The 19,934-nt window shown below is 68.9% G+C and carries 17 protein-coding genes and 1 tRNA gene; 6 read left to right on the forward strand and 12 right to left on the reverse strand.

The window, feature by feature from the left end; all coding sequences use genetic code 11:
- Positions 1–46: 46 nt before the first annotated feature.
- Positions 47–820 carry a 30S ribosomal protein S2 gene (gene rpsB / locus ACE3N9_RS08530; protein WP_374282814.1) on the reverse strand — a complete coding sequence of 258 codons (774 nt, stop codon included), beginning with the start codon at positions 818–820 and terminating at the stop codon, positions 47–49.
- Positions 821–1,167: 347 nt separating this feature from the next.
- Here rpsB and ACE3N9_RS08535 point away from each other — a divergent pair, with 347 nt between their 5' ends.
- Complete coding sequence (locus ACE3N9_RS08535; RefSeq protein ID WP_374282817.1) at positions 1,168–1,419, forward strand: hypothetical protein; 252 nt, start codon at positions 1,168–1,170, stop codon at positions 1,417–1,419.
- Here the strand turns inward: ACE3N9_RS08535 and ACE3N9_RS08540 are convergent.
- From ACE3N9_RS08540 to ACE3N9_RS08550, 3 genes are read right to left on the reverse strand one after another with little or no spacing between them, the layout of a single operon-like run.
- Positions 1,370–2,155 (reverse strand): phosphatidylcholine/phosphatidylserine synthase, encoded by a 786-nt coding sequence (locus ACE3N9_RS08540; RefSeq protein ID WP_374282819.1) that lies wholly within the window; start codon positions 2,153–2,155, stop codon positions 1,370–1,372. The genes ACE3N9_RS08535 and ACE3N9_RS08540 overlap by 50 nt on opposite strands.
- Positions 2,152–2,901 (reverse strand): phosphatidylserine decarboxylase, encoded by a 750-nt coding sequence (locus ACE3N9_RS08545; protein WP_374282821.1) that lies wholly within the window; start codon positions 2,899–2,901, stop codon positions 2,152–2,154. Before ACE3N9_RS08545 ends, ACE3N9_RS08540 begins: the two co-directional genes overlap by 4 nt.
- A 3-nt stretch (positions 2,902–2,904) precedes the next feature.
- Complete coding sequence (locus ACE3N9_RS08550) at positions 2,905–4,032, reverse strand: beta-ketoacyl-ACP synthase III (protein ID WP_374282823.1); 1,128 nt, start codon at positions 4,030–4,032, stop codon at positions 2,905–2,907.
- An 83-nt stretch (positions 4,033–4,115) separates the two neighbouring features.
- On the opposite strand from ACE3N9_RS08550, the gene ACE3N9_RS08555 reads away from it, so the two are divergent.
- Positions 4,116–4,559 (forward strand): TIGR01244 family sulfur transferase, encoded by a 444-nt coding sequence (locus ACE3N9_RS08555; protein ID WP_374282825.1) that lies wholly within the window; start codon positions 4,116–4,118, stop codon positions 4,557–4,559.
- A gap of 12 nt (positions 4,560–4,571) precedes the next feature.
- On the opposite strand, the gene ACE3N9_RS08560 is transcribed toward ACE3N9_RS08555, so the two are convergent.
- A tRNA-Tyr gene (locus ACE3N9_RS08560) sits at positions 4,572–4,657 on the reverse strand.
- A 145-nt stretch (positions 4,658–4,802) separates the two neighbouring features.
- On the opposite strand from ACE3N9_RS08560, the gene rlmB reads away from it, so the two are divergent.
- From rlmB to ACE3N9_RS08580, 4 genes are read left to right on the forward strand one after another with little or no spacing between them, the layout of a single operon-like run.
- Positions 4,803–5,603 carry a 23S rRNA (guanosine(2251)-2'-O)-methyltransferase RlmB gene (gene rlmB, locus ACE3N9_RS08565; RefSeq protein ID WP_374282827.1) on the forward strand — a complete coding sequence of 267 codons (801 nt, stop codon included), beginning with the start codon at positions 4,803–4,805 and terminating at the stop codon, positions 5,601–5,603.
- 17 nt (positions 5,604–5,620) lie between these two features.
- A complete protein-coding gene (locus tag ACE3N9_RS08570; protein WP_374282830.1) occupies positions 5,621–6,508 on the forward strand; it encodes a hypothetical protein in 888 nt (295 codons plus the stop codon).
- Positions 6,509–6,540: 32 nt separating this feature from the next.
- Positions 6,541–7,767 carry a bifunctional glutamate N-acetyltransferase/amino-acid acetyltransferase ArgJ gene (gene argJ / locus ACE3N9_RS08575; protein WP_374282832.1) on the forward strand — a complete coding sequence of 409 codons (1,227 nt, stop codon included), beginning with the start codon at positions 6,541–6,543 and terminating at the stop codon, positions 7,765–7,767.
- A 26-nt stretch (positions 7,768–7,793) separates the two neighbouring features.
- Entirely contained in the window at positions 7,794–8,561 is a 768-nt protein-coding gene (locus ACE3N9_RS08580; RefSeq protein ID WP_374282960.1) for an inositol monophosphatase, read from the forward strand.
- Between the two features lie 4 nt (positions 8,562–8,565).
- Here ACE3N9_RS08580 and trxA read toward each other — a convergent pair whose 3' ends face one another.
- The 7 genes from trxA to ACE3N9_RS08615 form a co-directional block, all read right to left on the reverse strand.
- On the reverse strand, positions 8,566–8,886 hold the full coding sequence (gene trxA, locus ACE3N9_RS08585) for a thioredoxin (RefSeq protein ID WP_374282835.1): 321 nt from the start codon (positions 8,884–8,886) through the stop codon (positions 8,566–8,568).
- A 63-nt stretch (positions 8,887–8,949) separates the two neighbouring features.
- Entirely contained in the window at positions 8,950–12,417 is a 3,468-nt protein-coding gene (addA, locus tag ACE3N9_RS08590) for a double-strand break repair helicase AddA (protein ID WP_374282837.1), read from the reverse strand.
- A complete protein-coding gene (gene addB / locus ACE3N9_RS08595) occupies positions 12,414–15,419 on the reverse strand; it encodes a double-strand break repair protein AddB (RefSeq protein WP_374282839.1) in 3,006 nt (1,001 codons plus the stop codon). The genes addA and addB overlap by 4 nt, the downstream gene beginning before the upstream one ends.
- The gene (locus ACE3N9_RS08600; RefSeq protein ID WP_374282841.1) at positions 15,412–16,134 is read right to left on the reverse strand and encodes a nucleotidyltransferase family protein; all 723 of its coding nucleotides are present in this window, start codon (positions 16,132–16,134) and stop codon (positions 15,412–15,414) included. The genes addB and ACE3N9_RS08600 overlap by 8 nt, the downstream gene beginning before the upstream one ends.
- The gene (locus tag ACE3N9_RS08605; protein WP_374282843.1) at positions 16,131–17,117 is read right to left on the reverse strand and encodes an aminoglycoside phosphotransferase family protein; all 987 of its coding nucleotides are present in this window, start codon (positions 17,115–17,117) and stop codon (positions 16,131–16,133) included. Before ACE3N9_RS08605 ends, ACE3N9_RS08600 begins: the two co-directional genes overlap by 4 nt.
- A complete protein-coding gene (gene tsaE / locus ACE3N9_RS08610) occupies positions 17,108–17,557 on the reverse strand; it encodes a tRNA (adenosine(37)-N6)-threonylcarbamoyltransferase complex ATPase subunit type 1 TsaE (RefSeq protein ID WP_374282845.1) in 450 nt (149 codons plus the stop codon). Before tsaE ends, ACE3N9_RS08605 begins: the two co-directional genes overlap by 10 nt.
- The gene (locus tag ACE3N9_RS08615; protein ID WP_374282847.1) at positions 17,554–19,911 is read right to left on the reverse strand and encodes a PAS-domain containing protein; all 2,358 of its coding nucleotides are present in this window, start codon (positions 19,909–19,911) and stop codon (positions 17,554–17,556) included. The genes tsaE and ACE3N9_RS08615 overlap by 4 nt, the downstream gene beginning before the upstream one ends.
- Positions 19,912–19,934: the final 23 nt, after the last annotated feature.

Consider the following 19,934-nt stretch of genomic DNA (forward strand, 5'->3'; position numbering starts at 1 on the left):
GCTAGCGTGCCCCGCCCCCGCGACAATTTCATGACGCCGGCCGGGCTCAGGCCTCGGCAGCGGCTTCCACGATGGCGGCTTCTTCCACCGGCGCTTCTTCCAGCGCACCGACATCGACGCCCGAATCGACCACGCCTTCGCGGTGACCCTTGGTCGCGGCAGCAGCCACGGCGTCGCAGTACAGGCGGATGGCGCGGCTGGCGTCATCGTTGGCCGGGATCGGGAAGGCGATACCATCGGGCGAGACGTTCGAATCGAGGATCGCGACGACCGGGATACCCAGCACGTTGGCTTCCTTGATCGCCAGTTCTTCCTTGTTGGCGTCGATCACGAACATCACGTCCGGGATGCCGCCCATGTCGCGGATGCCGCCCAGCGACAGTTCCAGCTTGTCGCGTTCGCGGGTCATCTGCAGGACTTCCTTCTTGGTGAAGCCCGAAGTGTCGCCCGACAGCTGTTCTTCCATCGACTTGAGGCGCTTGATCGAGCCCGAGATGGTCTTCCAGTTGGTCAGCATGCCGCCCAGCCAGCGGTGGTTGACGAAGTGCTGGCCGCACTGGCGCGCCGCCTGGGCGATCGGTTCCTGCGCCTGGCGCTTGGTGCCGACGAACAGGACCTTGCCGCCGCGCTGCACGGTGGCCGAGACGAAGTCGAGCGCGCGGGCCATCAGCGGCACGGTCTGCGACAGGTCAAGGATGTGGATGCCGTTGCGGGCGCCGAAGATGTACGGCTTCATCCGCGGGTTCCAGCGGTGGGTCTGGTGGCCGAAGTGGGCACCGGCTTCGATCAACTGCTGCATGGTTACGACGGGAGCCGCCATAATACGTTCCTTTCCGGTTTAAACCTCTGGGAAGCAGGAACCGTGCGGCACATTCCGCTGCGGAACCGGTATCGGTGCTTCCCATGTGGATTTGCCATGGACAGGGGAAATCCCCGTCCGGGCGGCGCGCCCCTAACCCGCCTGCCGGAAAAAATCCAGCCCTAATCGGCTGCCCCGCGACCACAGATCGCGCACAAAAAATCATGCGAGGTGAAAAATAGCGCTTGACCGGATGGAACAAATAGAGAACACTTTGCTCAAGCCGAACGGAACAGGAACTCACCTAGCCGAATCGCAAGTTATCCACAAGCCCCTCCACAGGGCTGCGCACAGGAAGGACCAGGACAATGGCCGGTTTCGAACAGCTGCTTCCCTTTGCGATCCTGACCATGGTGACGATCTGGTCACTGGCCACCACGGTGCGCAACGCCTTGCCCGCGATTGCCGCACTGCGCCGGGAACTGGCCGATTGCCCCGCCACGCGGGAACTGCGCTATGCGATCCGCGCCCCGCGCCATGTCAGCCGGGTCAACGTCATCGCGCTGCCGGTCACGCCGCGGGGGCCTGCTCCGCTGCACGGGCCGCGCGCTGCCGCCTGACGCGGGCATAGAGCACCATCGCTACTGGCAGCAGGGCAACATAGACCACGCAGATCGCAATCAGCGTCCACCATGGTTCGGTCAGCAGCGCCGCGCCGACCAGCCCGAAGAAGGCGATCACTTCCAGCCGGACATGGCGGCGCGGACGCAGCTTGCCCCAGCTGAGCGTCGGCACCGCCGAGATCAGCAGGAAGGCCACCACCACCAGCCAGATGCCCACCACCAGTGGCGCGCGGAAGAACGTCTCCCCGGTCACCAGCCACAGGTAGATCGGCAGGAACGACAGCCCCGCGCCGACCGGCGCGGGCACCCCGGTGAGGAAGCCAGCGGCCTTGCGCGGCTCATCGGGCATTTCGATCCGGGCATTGAAGCGCGCCAGGCGCAGCGCCATGCACACGGCAAAGGCGAGCGCGGCGAACCAGCCGATCCGCGGCAGTTCCTGCAGCGACCACATGAACAAAATCAGCGCCGGGGCGACCCCGAAGGAAACGTTGTCGGCCAGGCTGTCCAGCTCGGCCCCGAATTTCGACTGCGCTTTAAGCAGCCGGGCGATCCGGCCGTCGATCCCGTCGAGCATCCCGGCGATGATCACCGCCTGCACCGACTTTTCGAAATCGCCCATGATCGCAAAGCGGATACCGGTCAGTCCCATGCACAGCGCCGCCGCGGTGATCGCGTTGGGCACCAGCGCCCGCAGCGTCAATCCGTTCGGCAGGCGCGGGCCGGCATCGCTCACTGGCTGACCCCTTCGATCAGCGCGGCCTGGCCGATTTCGGCCAGCACGGTTTCACCCGCAATCACGCGCTGGCCCATCAGCACCTTGGGTTCGGTCCCGGCGGGCAGGTAAACGTCGACCCGGCTGCCAAAGCGGATCAGGCCAACGCGCTGGCCAGCAGCGAGCAGGTCGCCCGGCTTGACGAAGGGCACGATTCGCCGCGCCACCAGCCCGGCGATCTGGGTGAAGCCGATCTTCACCCCGTCCCCGCGCTCGATCAGGATGTGCTGGCGCTCGTTTTCCTCGCTCGCCTTGTCGAGGTCGGCGTTCATGAACTTGCCGGGGATATAGACCACCCGGCGCACCGTGCCGCCAATCGGGGCGCGGTTGATGTGGACGTCGAACACCGACATGAAGATCGACAGGCGGGTGACCGGCCCCGGCACGAGCCCCGGAACCCCGCTGCCATCGTCCATCACCAGTTCGCGCGGCGGATCGACCTGCTGGATCAGCGTGATCAGCCCGTCGGCGGGCGAGACGATGTACTTGTCGCCCTGCGGTGTGACGCGCTTGGGATCGCGGAAGAAGGCCAGGATGCACGGCACCAGTGCGGCGACCGGCCAGGCCAGCGTTTCCCACGCGAAGAAGGCGCACAAGCCGCTGAGCGCGGCGGCGGCGATCGCGAACTTGTGGCTTTCCGGGTGGAACGCCGGGAAATGCCAGGTCGCTTCGCCCCGGCCGCGATTGTCGAGAATTTCGTTTGCCATGGTTCAGGCCGCCTTGCGCACGAACACGGTGCCGGCCGAATAGCCCGCCCCGAACGAGCAGATCACGCCCAGGTCGCCCGCCGCCAGATCGGCGCTGTGCTTGTGAAAGGCGATGATCGAACCCGCCGACGAAGTGTTGCCATAGGTATCGAGCACGGTCGGGCTTTCATCCTCGTTCGCCTCGTGCCCCAGCACGCGCTGGGCGATCAGGCGGTTCATCCCCTGGTTGGCCTGGTGCAGCCACAGCCGCCGCAGCGCCGCCGCCTCGATCCCCAGCCGTTCGGCTTCGGCGACGATCATGCTGGCGACCATCGGCACAACTTCCTTGAACACCTTGCGCCCTTCCTGGACGAACAGCTTGTCCGGCGCGCCGATCCCTTCGGGCGAGGCGCAGTTGAGGAAGCCGAAATTGTTGCGGATGTTGTTCGAGAACACGGTCTTGAGCCGCGTGCCAACGATTTCCCAGTGATCGGCCGGGGCGATGTCCTTGGCCTCGACCAGTACGGCGGTGGCCACGTCACCGAAGATGAAGTGGCTGTCGCGGTTCTTCATATTGTTGTGGCCGGTGCAGATTTCCGGGCTGACCACCAGCACCGAGCGGGCATGGCCGGCGCGGATGAAATCCGCCGCAGTCTGGATGCCGAACGTGGCCGAGGAACAGGCGACGTTCATATCGAAGGCGAACCCTTCGATCCCCAGCGCGTGCTGGATCTCGATCGCCATGGCCGGATAGGGCCGCTCCATGTTGGACGCGGCGCACAGCACGGCATCGACGTCCTGTGGCAAGCGCCCGGCGCGCTGCAAGGCGTCCTGCGCGGCCTTCACCCCGATTTCGGCCAGCACCGACAACTCGTCGTTCGACCGCTCGCGCCAGCGCGGGGCCATGATCTCGGGATCGAGCAACGGCGCCTTGGCCACGACGAAGCGGCTCTTGATCCCGCTCGCCTTCTCGATGAATTCGGCTGAACTCGGCGCCAGTTCCTGCACCGTGCCCGCCGCGATTTCCGCAGCATGGCGCACGTTGTGCAAGGCGACGTAGGCGTTGAAGCTTTCGACCAGTTCTTCGTTCGAGATCGATTCGGGCGGCGTGTAGAGCCCGGTGGCCGAGATGACGGGGATGATTTCGCTCATGGGGCGCCGGTCTAGTCGCGCCCTTGCCAGACCACAAGGGCAAGACCACATCTGTCCCTGACCCAAAGGAGACTGCAAGCATCATGCACCGCCCTGCCCGACTTGTCCTGGCGCCGCTGCTGCTGGCGCTGTCCGCCCCGGCGGCGCTGGCTGCCGATGCCGAATCGGGCGCGCTGACCGTGGAACAGATCAGCCCCGGCTATGCCGTGCGCGCGCAGATCACGGCGGGCGACCTGGCCCGGCTGGCGGCGATGGGCTTTCGCACCGTGATCAACAGCCGCCCCGATGGCGAGGAGCCCGGCCAGCCGGAAGCGGAGGAGCTCGCAGCCGAAGCCCACCGCCTGGGGCTGACCTACCACCACATCCCGGTCGCCCCGAGCGGCCCGACTGAAACTGAAGCGCGCAAGCTGCGTGCCGCCCTGACCACCGCGCCCGGCCCGGTGCTGGGCTTCTGCCGCAGCGGCCGGCGCGCGGCCAGGCTCAAGGAACTGGCCGACAGCCTTGGCCCCCGGGGGGGCTCTGACTGAAAGGAGGGTTGGTGGTGGACAGGGCTAGATTCGAACTAGCGTACGCTTGCGCGGGCAGATTTACAGTCTGCTGCCTTTAACCACTCGGCCACCTGTCCACACCAGCTTGCCGGTGTCGGGTCGCCCCGATTGCGCAGCTCCCGAAGGAGCCATCCGGCCGAGGAAGCGCGCCAATGCCCTCCCAACTCTTGCCTGTCAATGGGGTGACTGGCAGGGAGGCGCGATGAAACAGGATTTCCCATCATGAGCCGCCATCCCGACAACAAACCCAGCCGCGCCCTGCGCGGGCGCGCCGGGCGCATGCAGGGCGGGCGCGGTTCTGGCCGTGGCAGCGCCGGAACCGTGCGCCTGTGGGGCCGCCACGCGGTCGAAGCCGCGCTCAAGAACCCCGAGCGCAACCACCGCAAGCTGTGGGCCACGCGTGAGGGAATCGCCTCGCTGGACGGCGAATTGCCGGCAGATTTCCCGATTGAATACGCCCAGGGCGCCGATCTGGCCCGGCTGGTCGCGCGCGATGCGCCGCACCAGGGGCTGGTGCTGGAATGCGCGCCGCTGGAAGACATGTTCCTGGAAGATGTGCTGACCGGCGATCCGGCCCGGCCGCTGGTGATTCTCGACCAGGTGACCGATCCGCACAACGTTGGCGCGATCATGCGCAGCGCTGCCGCGTTCAATGCCTGCGCGATTCTCACCCAGGACCGGCATGCCCCGCCCGAATCGGGCACCCTGGCGAAAAGCGCCTCGGGCGCGCTGGAAGTGGTGCCGTGGGTGCGGGTGGTGAACCTGGCCCGCGCGCTCGATGAAGTGGCCGAAGCGGGCTACTGGCGGATCGGCCTCGACGGCGATGGCCCCACCACCCTGGGCGAGGCGCTGCCGGCCGGTCCGATCGCGCTGGTGCTCGGGGCCGAAGGCGAAGGCATGCGTCACAACGTGATGCAGCATTGCGATGCACTGGCCCGGCTGCCAATATCCAGTGCAATTGAAAGCCTTAACGTCTCCAACGCCGCCGCGATCGCGCTTTACGCCATCGCCACGCGCGGGTGATCCCACAGGAGGGAACCATGACTGCCCAGTTCAACCCGCGCCGCATGATGGCCGCCGCGCTGGCGGCCGGCCTTAGTGCACTGCTCGCCGCGTGCCTGATCTCGCCCGGCAAGTTCGCCTCGACCCTCGACATCCGCAAGGACGGGCGCTTCACCTATACCTACACGGGCGAAATCTACATGCTGGGCATGTCGAAGCTGGCGGAAATGGGCAAGAACGCCAAGGACGCCCCGGTGTTCGAGGCGATGACCTGCTACAAGGACGATTCGATGGACGAACGCCCTTGCACCAAGGACGAACTCGCCCAGCAGAAGTCCGACTGGGAGAGCGAACAGCAGGCCAAGGCCGACAAGGACAAGCGCGATGGCGAAATGGCCAAGGCGATGTTCGGCGGGCTCGATCCGACCGATCCCAAGGCGGCCGAGGAATTCGCCGCCCGCCTGCGTCGCCAGGCTGGGTGGAAAAGCGTGATCTATAAGGGCGACGGGCTGTACCAGGTCGATTTCGCGATCAGCGGCACGCTGGATCACGATTTCGTCTATCCCACCATGGAACGCTTCCCGATGGCCAATGCCTTCGTCACGCTGGTGCGCCGCACCGATGGCTCGATCCGGCTGGATGCGCCGGGCTTTGCCCAGGGCAGCGGCGGCGGGATGAACAGCTTTGCCCAGCTGGCCGCGATGGGCGCGGCGATGGACAAGGCCGGCAAGGATGGCAAGGACGGCGCTGACAGCCCCAACCTGCCGCAGCTGGACGGCACGTTCACTTTCACCACCGATGCCGAAGTGCTGGCCAACAACACCGATGAAGGCCCCCAGCCCGTACCCAATGGCAAGAAGCTGGAATGGAAGGTCACCCAGCGCACCACAGCGGCGCCGACCGCGCTGGTGAAGCTGGCGAACTAGCCAAGCGGGCCAAGCGGGGTTAGGGGGCAGGCATGAGCCATGCCGTGTCCCCCCTCGCCCGCCCCTTCCCGTCGCTCCCCGCGATTGCCGGGGTCGTCCCCCGCATCGCCCGCGCCGGTTACAAGGACTGGGGGCGCTGCGACCTGACCTATGTCGAACTGGCCGAAGGCACCGCAGTGGCCGGGGTGTTCACCCGCAACGTCTGCTGCTCGTCCGAAGTCGAACTGGGCCGGATCGGGGTGAAGCAGGGCCGCGCCCGGGCGCTGGTGGTCAATGCCGGCAATTCCAACGCCTTCACCGGCTATCGCGGGCGCGAGGCGGTGGAAGCGATCATGGCGCAGGTTGCGGGGCATCTGGGCTGCCCGCAGGACCAGGTGTTCGTCTCCTCGACCGGGGTAATCGGCGTGCCCCTGCCCAAGGACAAGGCCAAGGCCGGGATCGAGGCCGCCTTGCAGGCCGAGCCGTGCGGCTGGCAGGACGCCGCAAATACCATCGGCACCACCGATACCTTCGCCAAGGGCGCGATGGCGCAGGCCGTGGTCGACGGCAAGACCGTGACCCTGGCCGCGATCATCAAGGGCAGCGGGATGATTGCGCCCGACATGGCAACCATGCTGGGCTACATCTTCACCGACTGCGCGATTGCGCCCGACTACTTGCAGGAACTGCTCAGCGCGGCCAACCAGCGTACCTTCTCGTGCATCACGGTCGATAGCGACACCTCGACCAGTGACACGGTGCTGGCCTTTGCCACCGGCAAGGCGGGCAACCAGCAGATCAATTGCTCCGGCTGCCCCGGCGCCGATGCCTTTGCCGCCGCGCTGGAGGACGTGTGCCGCCAGCTCGCCCACCTGGTGGTGCGCGACGGTGAAGGCGCGCAGAAGTTCATCGCGGTGAGCGTGACCGGCGCGGTCAGCGACGAAAGCGCGCGCCGGGTCGGCCTGTCCATTGCCAATTCCCCGCTGGTCAAGACCGCTATCGCCGGCGAGGACGCCAACTGGGGCCGCGTGGTCATGGCAGTAGGCAAGGCCGGGGAACCGGCTGACCGCGACAAACTGTCGATCGGCTTCGGCGGCACCTGGGCCGCACGCGAGGGCCAGCCCCTGCCCGATTACGACGAAGCGCCGGTTGCCGCGCACCTCAAGGGGCAGGACATCAGCATCGAGGTTGACCTGGGTCTGGGCGAAGGCCGCGCCACGGTGTGGACCTGCGACCTGACCCACGGCTACATCTCGATCAACGCGGACTACCGCTCGTGAGCCTGAGCAAGGCGGTCGAGGCGATCATGCGCGAGGCGGCGGAGCGCGCGATCCTGCCGCACTACCAGTCGCTGACCAGCGACCAGATCGTCGCCAAGGCGGCGGACGACGCGGTGACCGTGGCCGACCACGAAAGCGAGCAGATCCTGTCGGACATGCTGGCCCGCCTGCTGCCCGAAGCCGCCATCGTCGGCGAGGAAGCCGCCCATGCCGACCCGGCGGTGCTGGACCGGCTGGGCGATGCGCTGTGCTGGATCATCGATCCGCTCGACGGAACCAACAATTTCGCCGCCGGCAAGCCGCCGTTCGGCATCCTGGTGGCGCTGGCCGAAGCGGGCGAGACGATTGGCGGGTGGATCTATGATCCGCTGCGCCGGCGATTCTGCTCGGCCGAACGCGGCCAGGGCGCCTGGATCGACGGGGAGCGCATTGCCGCGCGCGCCAGCGGGCAAACGCCGCCGATTGCCGCGATCTCGCTGGTCTTCGCCGACCAGAACCGGCGCGAGGCACTGAAGACGCACATCGCCCCGCACTACACCCTGGTCGACATCCCGCGCTGCGCGGCCGAACAGTACCCGCGCATCGTGCTGGGCGAAAACGACATCACGATCTTCGAGCGGACGCTCGCCTGGGATCATGCCGCCGGCGTGCTGTTCCTCAACGAGGCGGGCGGCAAGGTCGCCCGGCCCGATGGTTCGCCCTACCTGGTCGACGAACACCTGCGGCCCAGCCTGATCGGTGCGGCCAGTCCGGCCCTGTGGGACGAACTGGCCGAACGCATGGCCGGGATGTGACGGCTTAAAGGACGCTTTCCAGCCAGCCCTTGAGCTGGCTCTTGGGCGCGGCGCCCAGCTTCTGGGCGACCGGTTCGCCGTTCTTGAACAGCACCATCAGCGGGATCGACTGCACACCATACTTGGCGGCGATGTCGGTGTTTTCCATGATGTCGACCTTGGCGATGGTCACCTGCTCAGCCAGCTCGTCGCTGATTTCTTCGAGCGCGGGGGCGATCATCTTGCACGGGCCGCACCAGTCGGCCCAGAAATCGACCAGCACCGGCTTGTCGGAACCCAGCACGTCGGCGGCGAAGCTGTCATCGGTAACGGCTTTGGTAGCCATGGGAATCTCCTGTTGTGTTGCAGCCAATCTAGGCACGGCTGCGGGCTTGGCAATTGGCCCGGATCAAAAGGATTCCTGCGCGCCGGTCAATGCCTGCTTGTGGACAGCGAGCAACCGGGGCGGAATCTCGATCAGGCGCGGCACCTGGGTATAGAGCAGGGCGGCTTCCACCGTGCGGCCCGGATAGGTCGCTTCCAGCGCGGCGGCATAGGCCGCCATCTGCCGCAGGATCGCCACCGGCACCTCGTCCAGACTGGCGGGCGGGCGGCGGGCGGTCTTGAAATCGATCAGCCGGATGCGCTCATCACGCAGCAGCAGCCGGTCGATGGTCCCGGCCACCACCTGATCGCCCACCGCAGCAGCAATCGGCACTTCGGCCAGCGCCTCAGCCGAAAACAGCTCCGCCCAGCGCTTGTCCGCGACCACTGCGAGAGCAGAAGCAACAATTTCTGCGCGGGCCTGGGCATCGAGATCGCTTGCCGCGCGGGCCAGCCAGGCCTGCGCCGCGGTCCTGCGCTCGCCCTCGGCCACTTCGGGCAGGCGTTCGAGCAGGCGGTGCAGCAGCACCCCGCGCCGCGCCGCCGCCTTTCCGGCACCCGGTGGCCAGGGCGGATCGGCGCTCTGCTCCTCGCCCAGCGCCGACGGGGCAAGCGGGCGCGGCGGGCGCGGTTCGGCGGGTGCGCCGCGATCCAGCCAGGGCGGCAGCAGCGGCAATTCGGCAATCCGCGTGACCTTCGCCGGCACCGCGATGGCCGGGCGCTCGCCATGTTCGGCGCGCGCGCCCCACAGCTCGTCCTCGACCCATTCCTCGGCCTGGAACAGCCCGGACAGGCGGGCATACCAGCTGTCGGGCGCGGGTTCCTTTTCCTTAGCGCCCAGCGCCCCGGCGATGAACAGCGCTTCTTCCGCACGGGTCATGGCGACATACATCAGCCGCCAGTGTTCCTGCATTTCCTCGGCGCGGACCTGGGCTTCGGCTTCGGCCAGGCGGCCCAGCTTCTCGTCTTTCGACAGCGCGGGCAGCGGGAACTTGCGCGTGCCCTCGCCCGCCGGATCGACCAGGTCGAGCGGGCTGGGGCGCGAGGAATTGGGATTGTCCGCCGCATCGGCCAGGATGACGATCGGCGCTTGCAGGCCTTTCGATCCGTGCACGGTCATCACCCGCACTTCGTTGCCGCCCTGGGTCGCCTCGCGCTTCAGCTCGCCCTCGCCCGCGTCGAACCAGCGGATGAAGCCCTGCAGGCTGGGCACTTCGTTCGCGGCAAAGGCGCTGGCGGCGTTGAGCAATTCGTCAATCGGATCGTTCGCTTCGCGCCCCAGCCGCGCGACCAGCTTGCGCCGGCCCTGCCACGGACCGGTCAGCAGCCATTGCAGCAGCGCCTGCGGCGAATCGTAATCGGCGCTGCGCAGCAGTTCGAGCAGCGCGGCCAGCGCCGGATCGACCTTGCCCCCGCGCTGGCGGCGCAAGTGATCCCACAGCGCCACGCCTTCGCCGCGATAGCCGTATTCCAGCAGATCGTCCTGGTCCCAGCCGATCAAGGGCGAGATCAGCAGGCAGGCGAGGTTGAGATCGTCGAGCGGCTGAGCGGCGAAGCGCAGCGCCGCCATCAGGTCTCGCACTGCGAGCGGCGCGGCGAGCCGCAGCCGGTCGACCCCGGCCACCGGCACCCCGGCGGCATGGAGCCGCGCGACGATCAGCCCGGCCAGTTCCTTGCGCTTGCGCACCAGCACCATGACGTCGCCCGGCCCCGCGCGGCGCGTGGTCCCCTTGACCAGCGGATAGCCCTCATCCAGCCAGCTGCGCACCTGCCGGGCGATCCGGTCAGCCAGCTGGCGGTCGGACCGGGCCATCCAGTCTTCCTCGCCCTCGTCGCCGTCATCCTCGCTGCCGCTGGGCGCGCCGACCACCTGCCACAGCGTGACCAGGCCCGGGCGGTCCTCGCCCACGTGCGGGTCGGGCTGCTGCGCCAGGCCGAAGGCGGCATGGCCGATCCGCCCGATCGCGAGGTCGACGAAGTGCAGGATCGCCCGCGCAGTGCGGAAGCTGCGCCCCAGCCCAAGTTCGCGCAGGTCCCGCGCCATGCCGTCGCGGCGCAGCATGACGACGTTTTCAGCAAGGCCGGTCATCGCCTGCTTCACCCGGCGGCGGGCCTGCTCGAAGTTTTCCGGGCTGGTGCCCTGGAAACGGAAGATCGCCTGCTTGTAATCGCCGACCACGAACAGCGTGCGCAGCTTGTCCGCCCGGGCGCCCTCGCCGGCGAAGAAATCCTCGGTCAGCGCGCTGATGATGCGCCACTGCGCGGCATTGGTATCCTGGGCCTCATCGACCAGGATATGGTCGAACCGGCGGTCCAGCTTGTAGCGGATCCAGTCGGCCAGCTCGCTGCGGGTCAGCAGCGCGGCGGCCTTGCGGATCTGGTCGTCGAAATCGATGAACCCGGCGCGGGCCTTGGCCTCGGCCCAGGCCAGCGCGAACTTGCGGCCCAGTTCCAGCGTGGGGACCAGGAAATCGGCCAGTTCGAGCAGCGCGCGGCGTTCGCGCACCGCCAGCGAACAGGCCAGCACGCTTTCCGCCGCCTGCCCGAAATGGCTTTCGAACTTTTCGAGCGAGGACACGTCGCGCACCGTGTCCTTCTGCGTGAACAGCACCTTGTGCAGTTCATCCAGCCGCTCAAGCCGTTCGGCCGCCCCCGCGGACAGCCAGTCGGCAATCACCGCGCGCCCGGCCATGCCCTTCTTGCCGTTCCACTGCGAATAGGCCGACAGGCAGCAGTGCAAGGCATCGGTATCGAACACATCATCGGCGCACAGGGCGGCAAGGTCGGCCTCGCTCGCATCGCTCGGCAGGCCGATCAGGCGCAGCACGTTGGCGCGCATCGGCGGCTGCCAGCTGCCCGGCCCTTCCCACGCCTCGCGCGCGGCGGCGCAGCGCAGCAGGTAGCCCTGCACCGCATCGGGTCCGAGCCGGACCGACAGCTGCGCCAGCGCATCGAGCGTCGCCGCGTCGTTCTCGCGCTCGGCCGTGACCAGCAGGTCGGCCAGCACTTCGCGCAGCAGCATCTCGCGGTCGCGATCTTCCATCGCGCGGGTGCCGGGGACCAGCCCGGCCTCGTGCGGGAAAGCCGAGAGCAGCCACTGGGCGAAGGCGTGGATCGTATCGATCCTGAGGCCGCCGCCCGGGCAATCGAGCACTTCGGCAAACAGCGTGCGCGCCCGCGCCCGCGCTTCCGGGCCGGAGGGCGCGCCGATCGCCTCAAGATCGTTGAACAGGGCGGTGTCATCGGCCCGCACCCAGCGCGCCAGCACCTCGTTGATGCGCGCGGCCATTTCGGTCGCGCCGGCCTTGGTGAAAGTCAGGCACAGCACCTGGCCGGGGGTGACATCGGGCTGAAGCAGCAGCCGCAGCACGCGGGCCGACAGCACCTGGGTCTTGCCGGTCCCGGCCGAGGCGGACAGCCACACCACCTCACCCGGATCGACCGCCGGGCGCTGCTCGTCAGTCAGCGGGAACAGGCGCTTGCCGCCGCTCATGCCGCATCCCCATCGGCGCGGCCGCGCGCCTGCCATTCGTCCAGCCGCATCAGCTGGTCGTAATCGTGGTAGCCATAAAGGTCGGGCTGCAGGCTGGCCTCGAACGGGGCCGTGCCGCGAATGAACAGGTCAATCGCCTTGCCCAGGTCAGCGGCGGATTTGTCGAGGAAGTCCTCGCGCGCCAAACCGGCTGATTTTTCCGTCTTGAACGGAGCCAGGGCATGGCCGAAGGCGGCCTTGTCCTCGCTGCGCGGGCGCTTGGCGAGTGACCAGTATTCGAACCATTCGGGGCTACCCGCGACGCCCGCAAAGCCGCCCGCCGCCGCAATCAGGCCGATCACCCCCAGTTGCAGCGCATAGCCATCGGCCACGCGTTTGCGGCTGGGGGGAATGCCGGTCTTGTAATCGACGATCCCCAGCGTGCCGTCGGCCATCCGGTCGATCCGGTCGGCGCGACCGTGGACGCGCACGCCGCGAAAGGTCATCTCGCCCTTCACTTCGCTGGCCAGGACGTGGCGGCCTTCGGCGGCCAGCCGGGCGATCTCCGCGTCGACCCACTCGAGCGCCTTGGCGAGGCGCGGCCACCACAGGCTGCGGACCAGCGGGTGCGCGCGCATTTCGGCCAGTTCCTGCGCGGCGAGGCTGAGCAGTTCGCCCGGCCCTTCACCGGCCTTGTGCCAGCGCTCCAGCACGCGGTGGACCACGGTGCCCTTCCACGCGGCGGTCGGTTCGGCGTCGAGCGCATCGAGCACCCGCAGCCGCAGGATCGCCTGGGCATAGAACTGGTAGGGATCGCCCAGCAAACGGTCGATCGCGGTCACCGCCAGGGCAACATCGCGTTGAGCGGGGGTTGGATCGGGCGCGGGCCGCGCTGCCGGGCGGGCGGGACTGCCAAGGTCGATCCGGCGGGCCAGATCGACCGCCTCGACCTCGCGGTGCGCCTCGGCCAGCTCGCCAAGCATCGCTTCGACCCGCAGCACGAAGCGGCTGGGGATCACCGGCGCGCCTTCGTCGCGCTGCGCCCAGCTCAGCACCACTTCGGGCGCGCCAAGCGCACCGGCGAGGTCGTGCGCCGACAGGCCGATGCGGAATTCCGCCCCGGGCACACCCAGCGCGCGCAGCACGGCGGGGGGCAACAGCGGTTCGGGGCTCGGGCTGGCGGGCCAGACGCCCTCGGTCAGCCCGGCGCAGATCACCAGTTCGGCGCGGCTCATCCGCGCTTCGAGGAGGCCATAGATCGCCACGCGCGGGTGGCCGCCCCACGGCGGGCGCACGGCCACGCGGTCCAGCGCGTCGCGCAGCACTGCGGGCAGGTCGGCGGGGGCAAGCTGCGTACCGACTTCGGCGGTGGCGCCGCGCAGTTCCTCGACCAGAGCGGCCAGAGCGCGGCCATCGGCATTGCCCCACAGCGCTTCGCCGCACAGCGCCTCGCCCGCGCTGGCCAGACGGGCCAACGCTTCGGCCAGCGGCAGGCGTTCGGGCCAGTCGAGCAGGGGCGCAAGCACTTCCTCCACCTCGGCCCACCAGGCGGCGATTGCCGCGCCGTTGGCACGCTTGGCCAGCTTGTCGATCGCGGCGCGCAGCGGGGGCAGGCCGGGTGCGGGGCGAGGCCCGCGCAGCGCGAGGTCAAGCGCGCGGCTCGCCTCAAGCCAGGCGGCGCGCCCTTCGCCGGGCCGCACCAGCGGGTGCTGCAACAGCGCAAGCAAGGGCACCGGCGCGGCGGCCTGGGCAACCACTTCGGCGAGCAGCAACAGCACGCGGCCCGCCGTGGTCTGCGGCAAGGGCCGCCCGGCGGAATCGTCCGCCACGATCCCCCAGCGGCGCAAATGGGCGACAACGCGCCCAGCCAGCCCCCGGTCGGGCGTGATCACGGCGACGCGGCGTTCCGGCGCTTCGAGCGCCTGGCGGACCAGGATCGCCACGGCCTGGGCTTCCTCGTCCGGGTGAGCGGTCTGCATCAGCCGCACGCCTGAAAGGCGGCGCTGGGCGGCGGGCAGGTCCACCCAGCCCGCGCTGGCCTGGGGCGGCAGGAACAGGTTGGAGATGGCGCGGCTACGCTCGGGCCGGGCAGCGGACAGGCCGGCGCGGTGCCACGGCTGCACTTCGCCGCGCTGCACCCCCATGCGGTTGAGCAGCAGCTTGAGGTGGTATTGCGGGTGAGTGACGGCATCACCCGCGCCGAACGGCGGATCGTCCGGCCCGGCCGGCGCGCCCGCGGTGCCAAGCGCGTCCCACACCGCACCGTCCAGATCGAGATCGAGGTCGGGCAGGATCACCGCCCCGCGCGGCAGCATGGCCACGGTGCGCAGCAGCTGCGCCAGCGCGGGCGAGGCGCTGGTCACCCCGGCGGCGACGACCGGGTGCGCGGGCGGCTGTTCGCGCCAGCGCCGCGCGGCGTGTTCGAACAGGCGGTTGCGCCGCTCGGGCGGATCGACCTCGCCGCGCGCGTCCAGTTCAAGCTGCCAGCGTGCCTGGACGCGGGCAAACAGCCGGGTCGATTCGCGCCAGTGATCGGCCAGATCGCCGACGATCCCGGCAACCCGGTCCTGGAGCAGATCGCCCAGGCCAATCCCTTCCACCGCCAGCCGGTCCATGGTCCGCGCCATTTCCTGGGCCAGACGCAGCAGGCCGGGGGCCTTGGGCGCGCTGTCGCCCATTTCCTCGGCCAGCAGCGCGGCGAGGCGCAGCCAGCGGCGCGTCGGATTGGCAGCGGGCGGAATCGCGCTGCCCGCACCCAGCGGATCGAGCAGCGGCCCCAGCGTCTCGTCCAGATCAAGGTCGCCCACCACCGCCATGCGCGGCAGCAGCATCCCCCCGCCCGACAGGCGCACGAAAGCCTCGGTAATGATCCGTTCGGCGCGGCGGCTGGGCAGCAGCAGGGTCAGCCGCGCCAGGCCGAGATCGCCCGCCGCGTAACGCGGGATCAGCCCCGCCACCAGCGCATCGGCAAAGCCGCGGTGCGCGGCGATCGAGTAGACTTGCGGATGGACCGCCTCAGCCACGGGCCAGCGCCGACTCGGTCAGGCCGATCGCTTCGGGATAGCCGACATCGAACCAGCCGCCATCATGCACCAGACCGTAGCAGCGCCCTTTGGCAATCGCCCGGTCCCAGAACACGTTGGTCGAGAACACGTCAGCCGGCGGATCGGTCACCACGTGGCGGGCCAGCAATTGCACCCCGGTCCAGACATAGGGCCGTGCGCGCTTGCCCCCTTCGCGTGACAGGCGGCCATCGGCGGCCAGGTCGAAATCGCCGGTCCCCTGCGTGTTGCCCGCCCGATCGAACGGGACGACCAGCATCAGCACGTCCATCCGCTCGGCGTCCCAGGCAGCCGCCATGCGGCGGAGCAGGTTTTCGCCGCCATCAGTGAACCAGTTATCGGCATTGATGCAGAAGAACGGATCGTCCGGGATCAGGGGCAGCGCCTTGACCAGCCCGCCGCCGGTATCGCGCAGCAATGCGCGTTCGTCCGAAATGGCCACGGCAAAATCGCCGGCATGTTCGGCCAGGTGCGCCTCGATCTGGTCGGCAAGGTAGTGGACGTTGACCACGATCCGCCCCACCCCGGCACCGCGCAGCAGGTCCAGCACGTGATCGAGCAGAGTGCTGCCGGCCACTTCGACCAGCGGCTTGGGCCGGGTCCTGGTCAGCGGCATCATCCGCGTGCCCTTGCCCGCAGCCATGATCATCGCCGTGCCCGGAACCGCGCTGTTCATGCCGCGAAGCTGCCCCCGTGGCCCTCGCGCAGCGCGGCGGGCACGTTGGCGGCGAACCACTGCGCCACCGGTTCCAGCGCCGGGTGGGTCAGGTCGCGTTCCAGCGCCTGCCAGACGCGCGGGATGTACGAGAGGTATTTCGGCTTGCCGTCACGCTTCCACAGGCGGACGAAAATGCCGACGATCTTGGCGTTGCGCTGCGCACCCAGCCGGGCATAGTCGGCCAGGAAATCATCGCCCGCCCCGGTCTTGCCGGCGTAGTAATCGAACATTTCCGCTTCCAGCTCGGGCGAAACGTCGCGCCGTGCATCTTGCAGCAGCGACACCAGGTCATAGGCCGGATGGCCGACCAGCGCGTCCTGGAAGTCGAGCAGCCCCTGCTCGCGCAGCGAGCCCAGCAGCATGATGTTTTCCGCATGGTAATCGCGCAGCACCGTCACCCCGGGGCGCTGGCGCGGCAGCATCGGCGCCAGCACCTGTTCCCACGCGGCGGCATAGCCCGGCCCGTCGACATAGAGGTTCTGCGCCGGGCAATACCAGTCAACGAACAGCTTCGCCTCGCGCTGGTATTCCTGCATCGAATAGTCGACGAACGGCCCGGCCGGCAGGCGGTGCAATTCGATCAGCGCGTCGATCGCGGCGGTATAAACCTCGCGCTCGTCCGCCGGCCATTCGTCGAGGTATTCGCGCATCCGCACCTCGCCGAAATCTTCCAGCAGCACGAGGCCGCGCGCGGCGTCATCAGCCAGCACGCGCGGCGCGCGCAGGCCGTTGGCGTCCAGCCACCGGGCGGCGCGCAGGAACGGCTGCGGATCCTCGTTCGGCGGGGGGGCGTCCATCAGCATCGCGGTCTTGCCACTGTCGCGGCGGAGGCGGAAATAGCGGCGGAACGAGGCGTCCCCGGCCAGCGGTTCGATGGCGGCATCGCCCCATCCGGCAGTGGCGAGAAAGGCGTCGAGCCCGGCGGGCAGGTTCAGTTCCATCCCTCGCGCACTAGCCAATCGGAACCGGGTTCGACAATGGCAATCCGCCCGCTGTCCGCAGTTTCCAGCCGGATCGACAGGCAGCCCGGCTCGTGGGCGAATCCGCCCGCCTTATCAGGCCATTCGGCGAGCAGCGCCGCGCCGTCGCGATAGTCCTCCAGCCCCAGCTCCTCGGCCTCGTGCGGGGCATTCAGCCGGTAGAAATCGGCATGGACCAGCGGCAGGCGAACCTGCGGCACCTCGTAGGTTTCGATGATCGCGAAGCTGGGACTGGGTACTTCGCCCTGATGGCCCAGCGCGGCGATGATCGCGCGGGCCAGCGTGGTCTTGCCCGCACCCAGCCCGCCTTCCAGCGCCACCACGTCGCCCGGTTGCAGGGCGGCGGCGATCCGCTCGCCAAACGCCGCAGTGGCAGCCAGATCGGGCAAGGCAACGATCACGGCAGCTCGATGATCGCGGCAGTGCCCTGCCCCGGTTCGCTATGCATGGTCATCGTGCCGCCATGCGCTTCGACCAGCTGGCGGGCGAGCGGCAGGCCAAGGCCCTGGCGGCGTTCCACCATCTTGCCATCGGCGGTCAGCTTCAACCCGTCGAGCGCGCGGGCGAGCGTGGCCGCGTCCATCCCCGGGCCGTTGTCGGAAATGACGATCTGCGCGTGGCCCTTGCGGCCCGACAGTTCGACCAGGATGCGCCCGCCCTGCGGCGTGGCGGTGATCGCGTTGTCGATCACATGGCCGATCGCGCGGGCCAGGCGGCGGCGATCGCCGGAGATCCGGCCCACGCCCCGGTCACCGCGCAGGTCGAGCGAGAGGCCGGCGTCGCGGATGCGCTGGGCGCGGTCCTCGACCAGCTTGGTGACCAGCGGGAACAGCTCGATCTCGTCGCGCGCCAGCGGCAACATGCCCGCTTCGCTTTGCGACAGGTCGAGCACGCTTTCGATCTGTTCGCCCAGTCGCTCGACCGAAGTCAGGATCGCGCCGACATATTCCTTGCCCTGGTCCGACAGGTCGCCGCCCAGTCCCGCTTCAAGCAGTTCGGCAAAGCCGCCGATCGAAGTCAGCGGGGTGCGGAATTCGTAGCTCATGTTGGCGAGGAAGCGGGTCTTCATCGCGTCGGCTTCTTCCAGCGCGGCATTGCGTTCGCGCAGGGCTTCCTCGGCCATCTGCGAATCGGTGATGTCGAGCACGGTCAGCAGGCCGTTGCCATCGGGCAGCGGCACCCCGGCGAATTCCAGCGTGCGGCCATCGGCCAGCAGCGCGCGGCCGCCGGTCTGCTTGCGGTCCAGCGTCGCGGCGCGGACCACGTCGCCCACGGCCTTGGCCTTGACCGGCTTGGCCAGGCGGCGCGCGATCCGTTCGAGCAGGCTGTCGACCCGTGGGTGGCCGTCCAGATGACTTTCATCCAGCCCCCAATCGGCGGCAAAGCGGCGGTTCCACAGTTGCAGGCGGCCGTCGGGGGCGAACACCGCGACCGATTCGAACAGGCTGTCGAACGTCGCGGTGCGGGTGCGCAGCAGGGTGTCGCGCACGGCGGACAGGCGCAGTTGTTCGGTCCGGTCCTCGGCAATCAGCAGCATCCCGCCATCCGGCAGCGGCTGGGCGACCACGCGCAGGTGCGTGCCATCGGCCAGGACCCAGGCTTCTTCTTGCGCCGCGCTGGCCAGGAACCAGGCCACGCGCTCGCGCCGCCAGGCGGGAAAATCGCGCGCTTCGGGCACCCGCCCGGCATCGCGCGCCATGTCGAGCAGGCGTTCGAACGGCGGCGGATCGAGCATCACGGCAGGCTTCAGCGCGAACAGGCGCTGGAATGGCTGGTTGGCAAAGGTCAGCTGGCGCTTGGCATCGAACTGGGCGACCCCGGCGGACAGCTGGTCGAGCATCGCGCGCTGGGCATCGCGGAAGGCGCGGAAAGCGCGGGCCTGTTCCTCCATGTCCTCGATGTCGACGGCGTAACCGGCGATGCCTTCCTCGCCCAGCGGCAGGTCGGACACGCGCAGCGCCCGGCGCGCGCCGTCGATCGTCGCGGCGACGATCCGTTCGATCGGCAATTGCTTGGCGGCGGCTTGCAGGGCGACCTGTTTGGCGGTCAGCCCGTCGACGCTTTCGACCAGTTCCACCCCGTCGGCCACCACGGCGCGGGCGTCCTTGCCGGCGACGGCGCTGACATAGGCGTGGTTGACCAGCTGCAGCGCGCCATCTGGGGCGCGGAACCACATCGGCATCGGCGCGGCTTCGATCAGGCCGACCAGCGCGGCAAAATCGCTGCGGGCGCGGGCAGCTTCGGCGCGCAGTTGCACCAGTTCGCTTTCGCTGTCGGAAAAATCGAACACCCAGACCAGCGCCGCCCCGCCCGGCGACACCGCCGGATCGGCCAGGTGGCCGCGCAGCGCCAGGCTGCGGTTCGAGCCGCGCGGGGTGACGACCATGCGGAACGGCGCGGCGGTTTTCTGCGTGCGGCGCACCGCCTCGCTAAGTTGTTCAAGCTGCTCGCGGGTCAGCCCGCCGCCGCCGCCGTCGATCCGCCCGCCGTCCAGCTCGGTCAGGAACTGGGGCACGCGTTCCAGCCCCAGCCAGTTGGCCAGCCGCTGCGGCGCCTCGATCTTGCCGTCGGCGCGGACCAGCAGCGGCAACGCCGGGCTTTCATCGACCATCTTGGCGAGACGCCGGGCTTGGCGCTGCCCGGCCTCGGCCTTGCGCTCGCGCCGCCGCGCGGATTGCCACGCCCAGGCGGCCGCGATCGTCCACCCCGCCAGCAGCAGGGCGATCAGCATCGCGGCGGTGGGGGTCAGCGTCATGCTTTCCAGCTATTCGGGCTGCA

It is taken from the genome of Novosphingobium sp. (assembly GCF_041905565.1).
In the GTDB taxonomy this organism is placed as follows: domain Bacteria; phylum Pseudomonadota; class Alphaproteobacteria; order Sphingomonadales; family Sphingomonadaceae; genus Novosphingobium.

Bases quoted from the DNA above. Each gene is read 5' to 3' on its own strand.
- rpsB (WP_374282814.1), bottom strand. From the start codon at position 820: ATGGCGGCTCCCGTCGTAACCATGCAGCAGTTGATCGAAGCCGGTGCC.
- ACE3N9_RS08535 (WP_374282817.1), top strand. From the start codon at position 1,168: ATGGCCGGTTTCGAACAGCTGCTTCCCTTTGCGATCCTGACCATGGTG.
- ACE3N9_RS08545 (WP_374282821.1), bottom strand. From the start codon at position 2,901: ATGGCAAACGAAATTCTCGACAATCGCGGCCGGGGCGAAGCGACCTGG.
- ACE3N9_RS08550 (WP_374282823.1), bottom strand. From the start codon at position 4,032: ATGAGCGAAATCATCCCCGTCATCTCGGCCACCGGGCTCTACACGCCG.
- ACE3N9_RS08555 (WP_374282825.1), top strand. From the start codon at position 4,116: ATGCACCGCCCTGCCCGACTTGTCCTGGCGCCGCTGCTGCTGGCGCTG.
- rlmB (WP_374282827.1), top strand. From the start codon at position 4,803: ATGAGCCGCCATCCCGACAACAAACCCAGCCGCGCCCTGCGCGGGCGC.
- ACE3N9_RS08570 (WP_374282830.1), top strand. From the start codon at position 5,621: ATGACTGCCCAGTTCAACCCGCGCCGCATGATGGCCGCCGCGCTGGCG.
- argJ (WP_374282832.1), top strand. From the start codon at position 6,541: ATGAGCCATGCCGTGTCCCCCCTCGCCCGCCCCTTCCCGTCGCTCCCC.
- ACE3N9_RS08580 (WP_374282960.1), top strand. From the start codon at position 7,794: ATGCGCGAGGCGGCGGAGCGCGCGATCCTGCCGCACTACCAGTCGCTG.
- trxA (WP_374282835.1), bottom strand. From the start codon at position 8,886: ATGGCTACCAAAGCCGTTACCGATGACAGCTTCGCCGCCGACGTGCTG.
- addA (WP_374282837.1), bottom strand. From the start codon at position 12,417: ATGAGCGGCGGCAAGCGCCTGTTCCCGCTGACTGACGAGCAGCGCCCG.
- ACE3N9_RS08600 (WP_374282841.1), bottom strand. From the start codon at position 16,134: ATGAACAGCGCGGTTCCGGGCACGGCGATGATCATGGCTGCGGGCAAG.
- ACE3N9_RS08605 (WP_374282843.1), bottom strand. From the start codon at position 17,117: ATGGAACTGAACCTGCCCGCCGGGCTCGACGCCTTTCTCGCCACTGCC.
- ACE3N9_RS08615 (WP_374282847.1), bottom strand. From the start codon at position 19,911: ATGACGCTGACCCCCACCGCCGCGATGCTGATCGCCCTGCTGCTGGCG.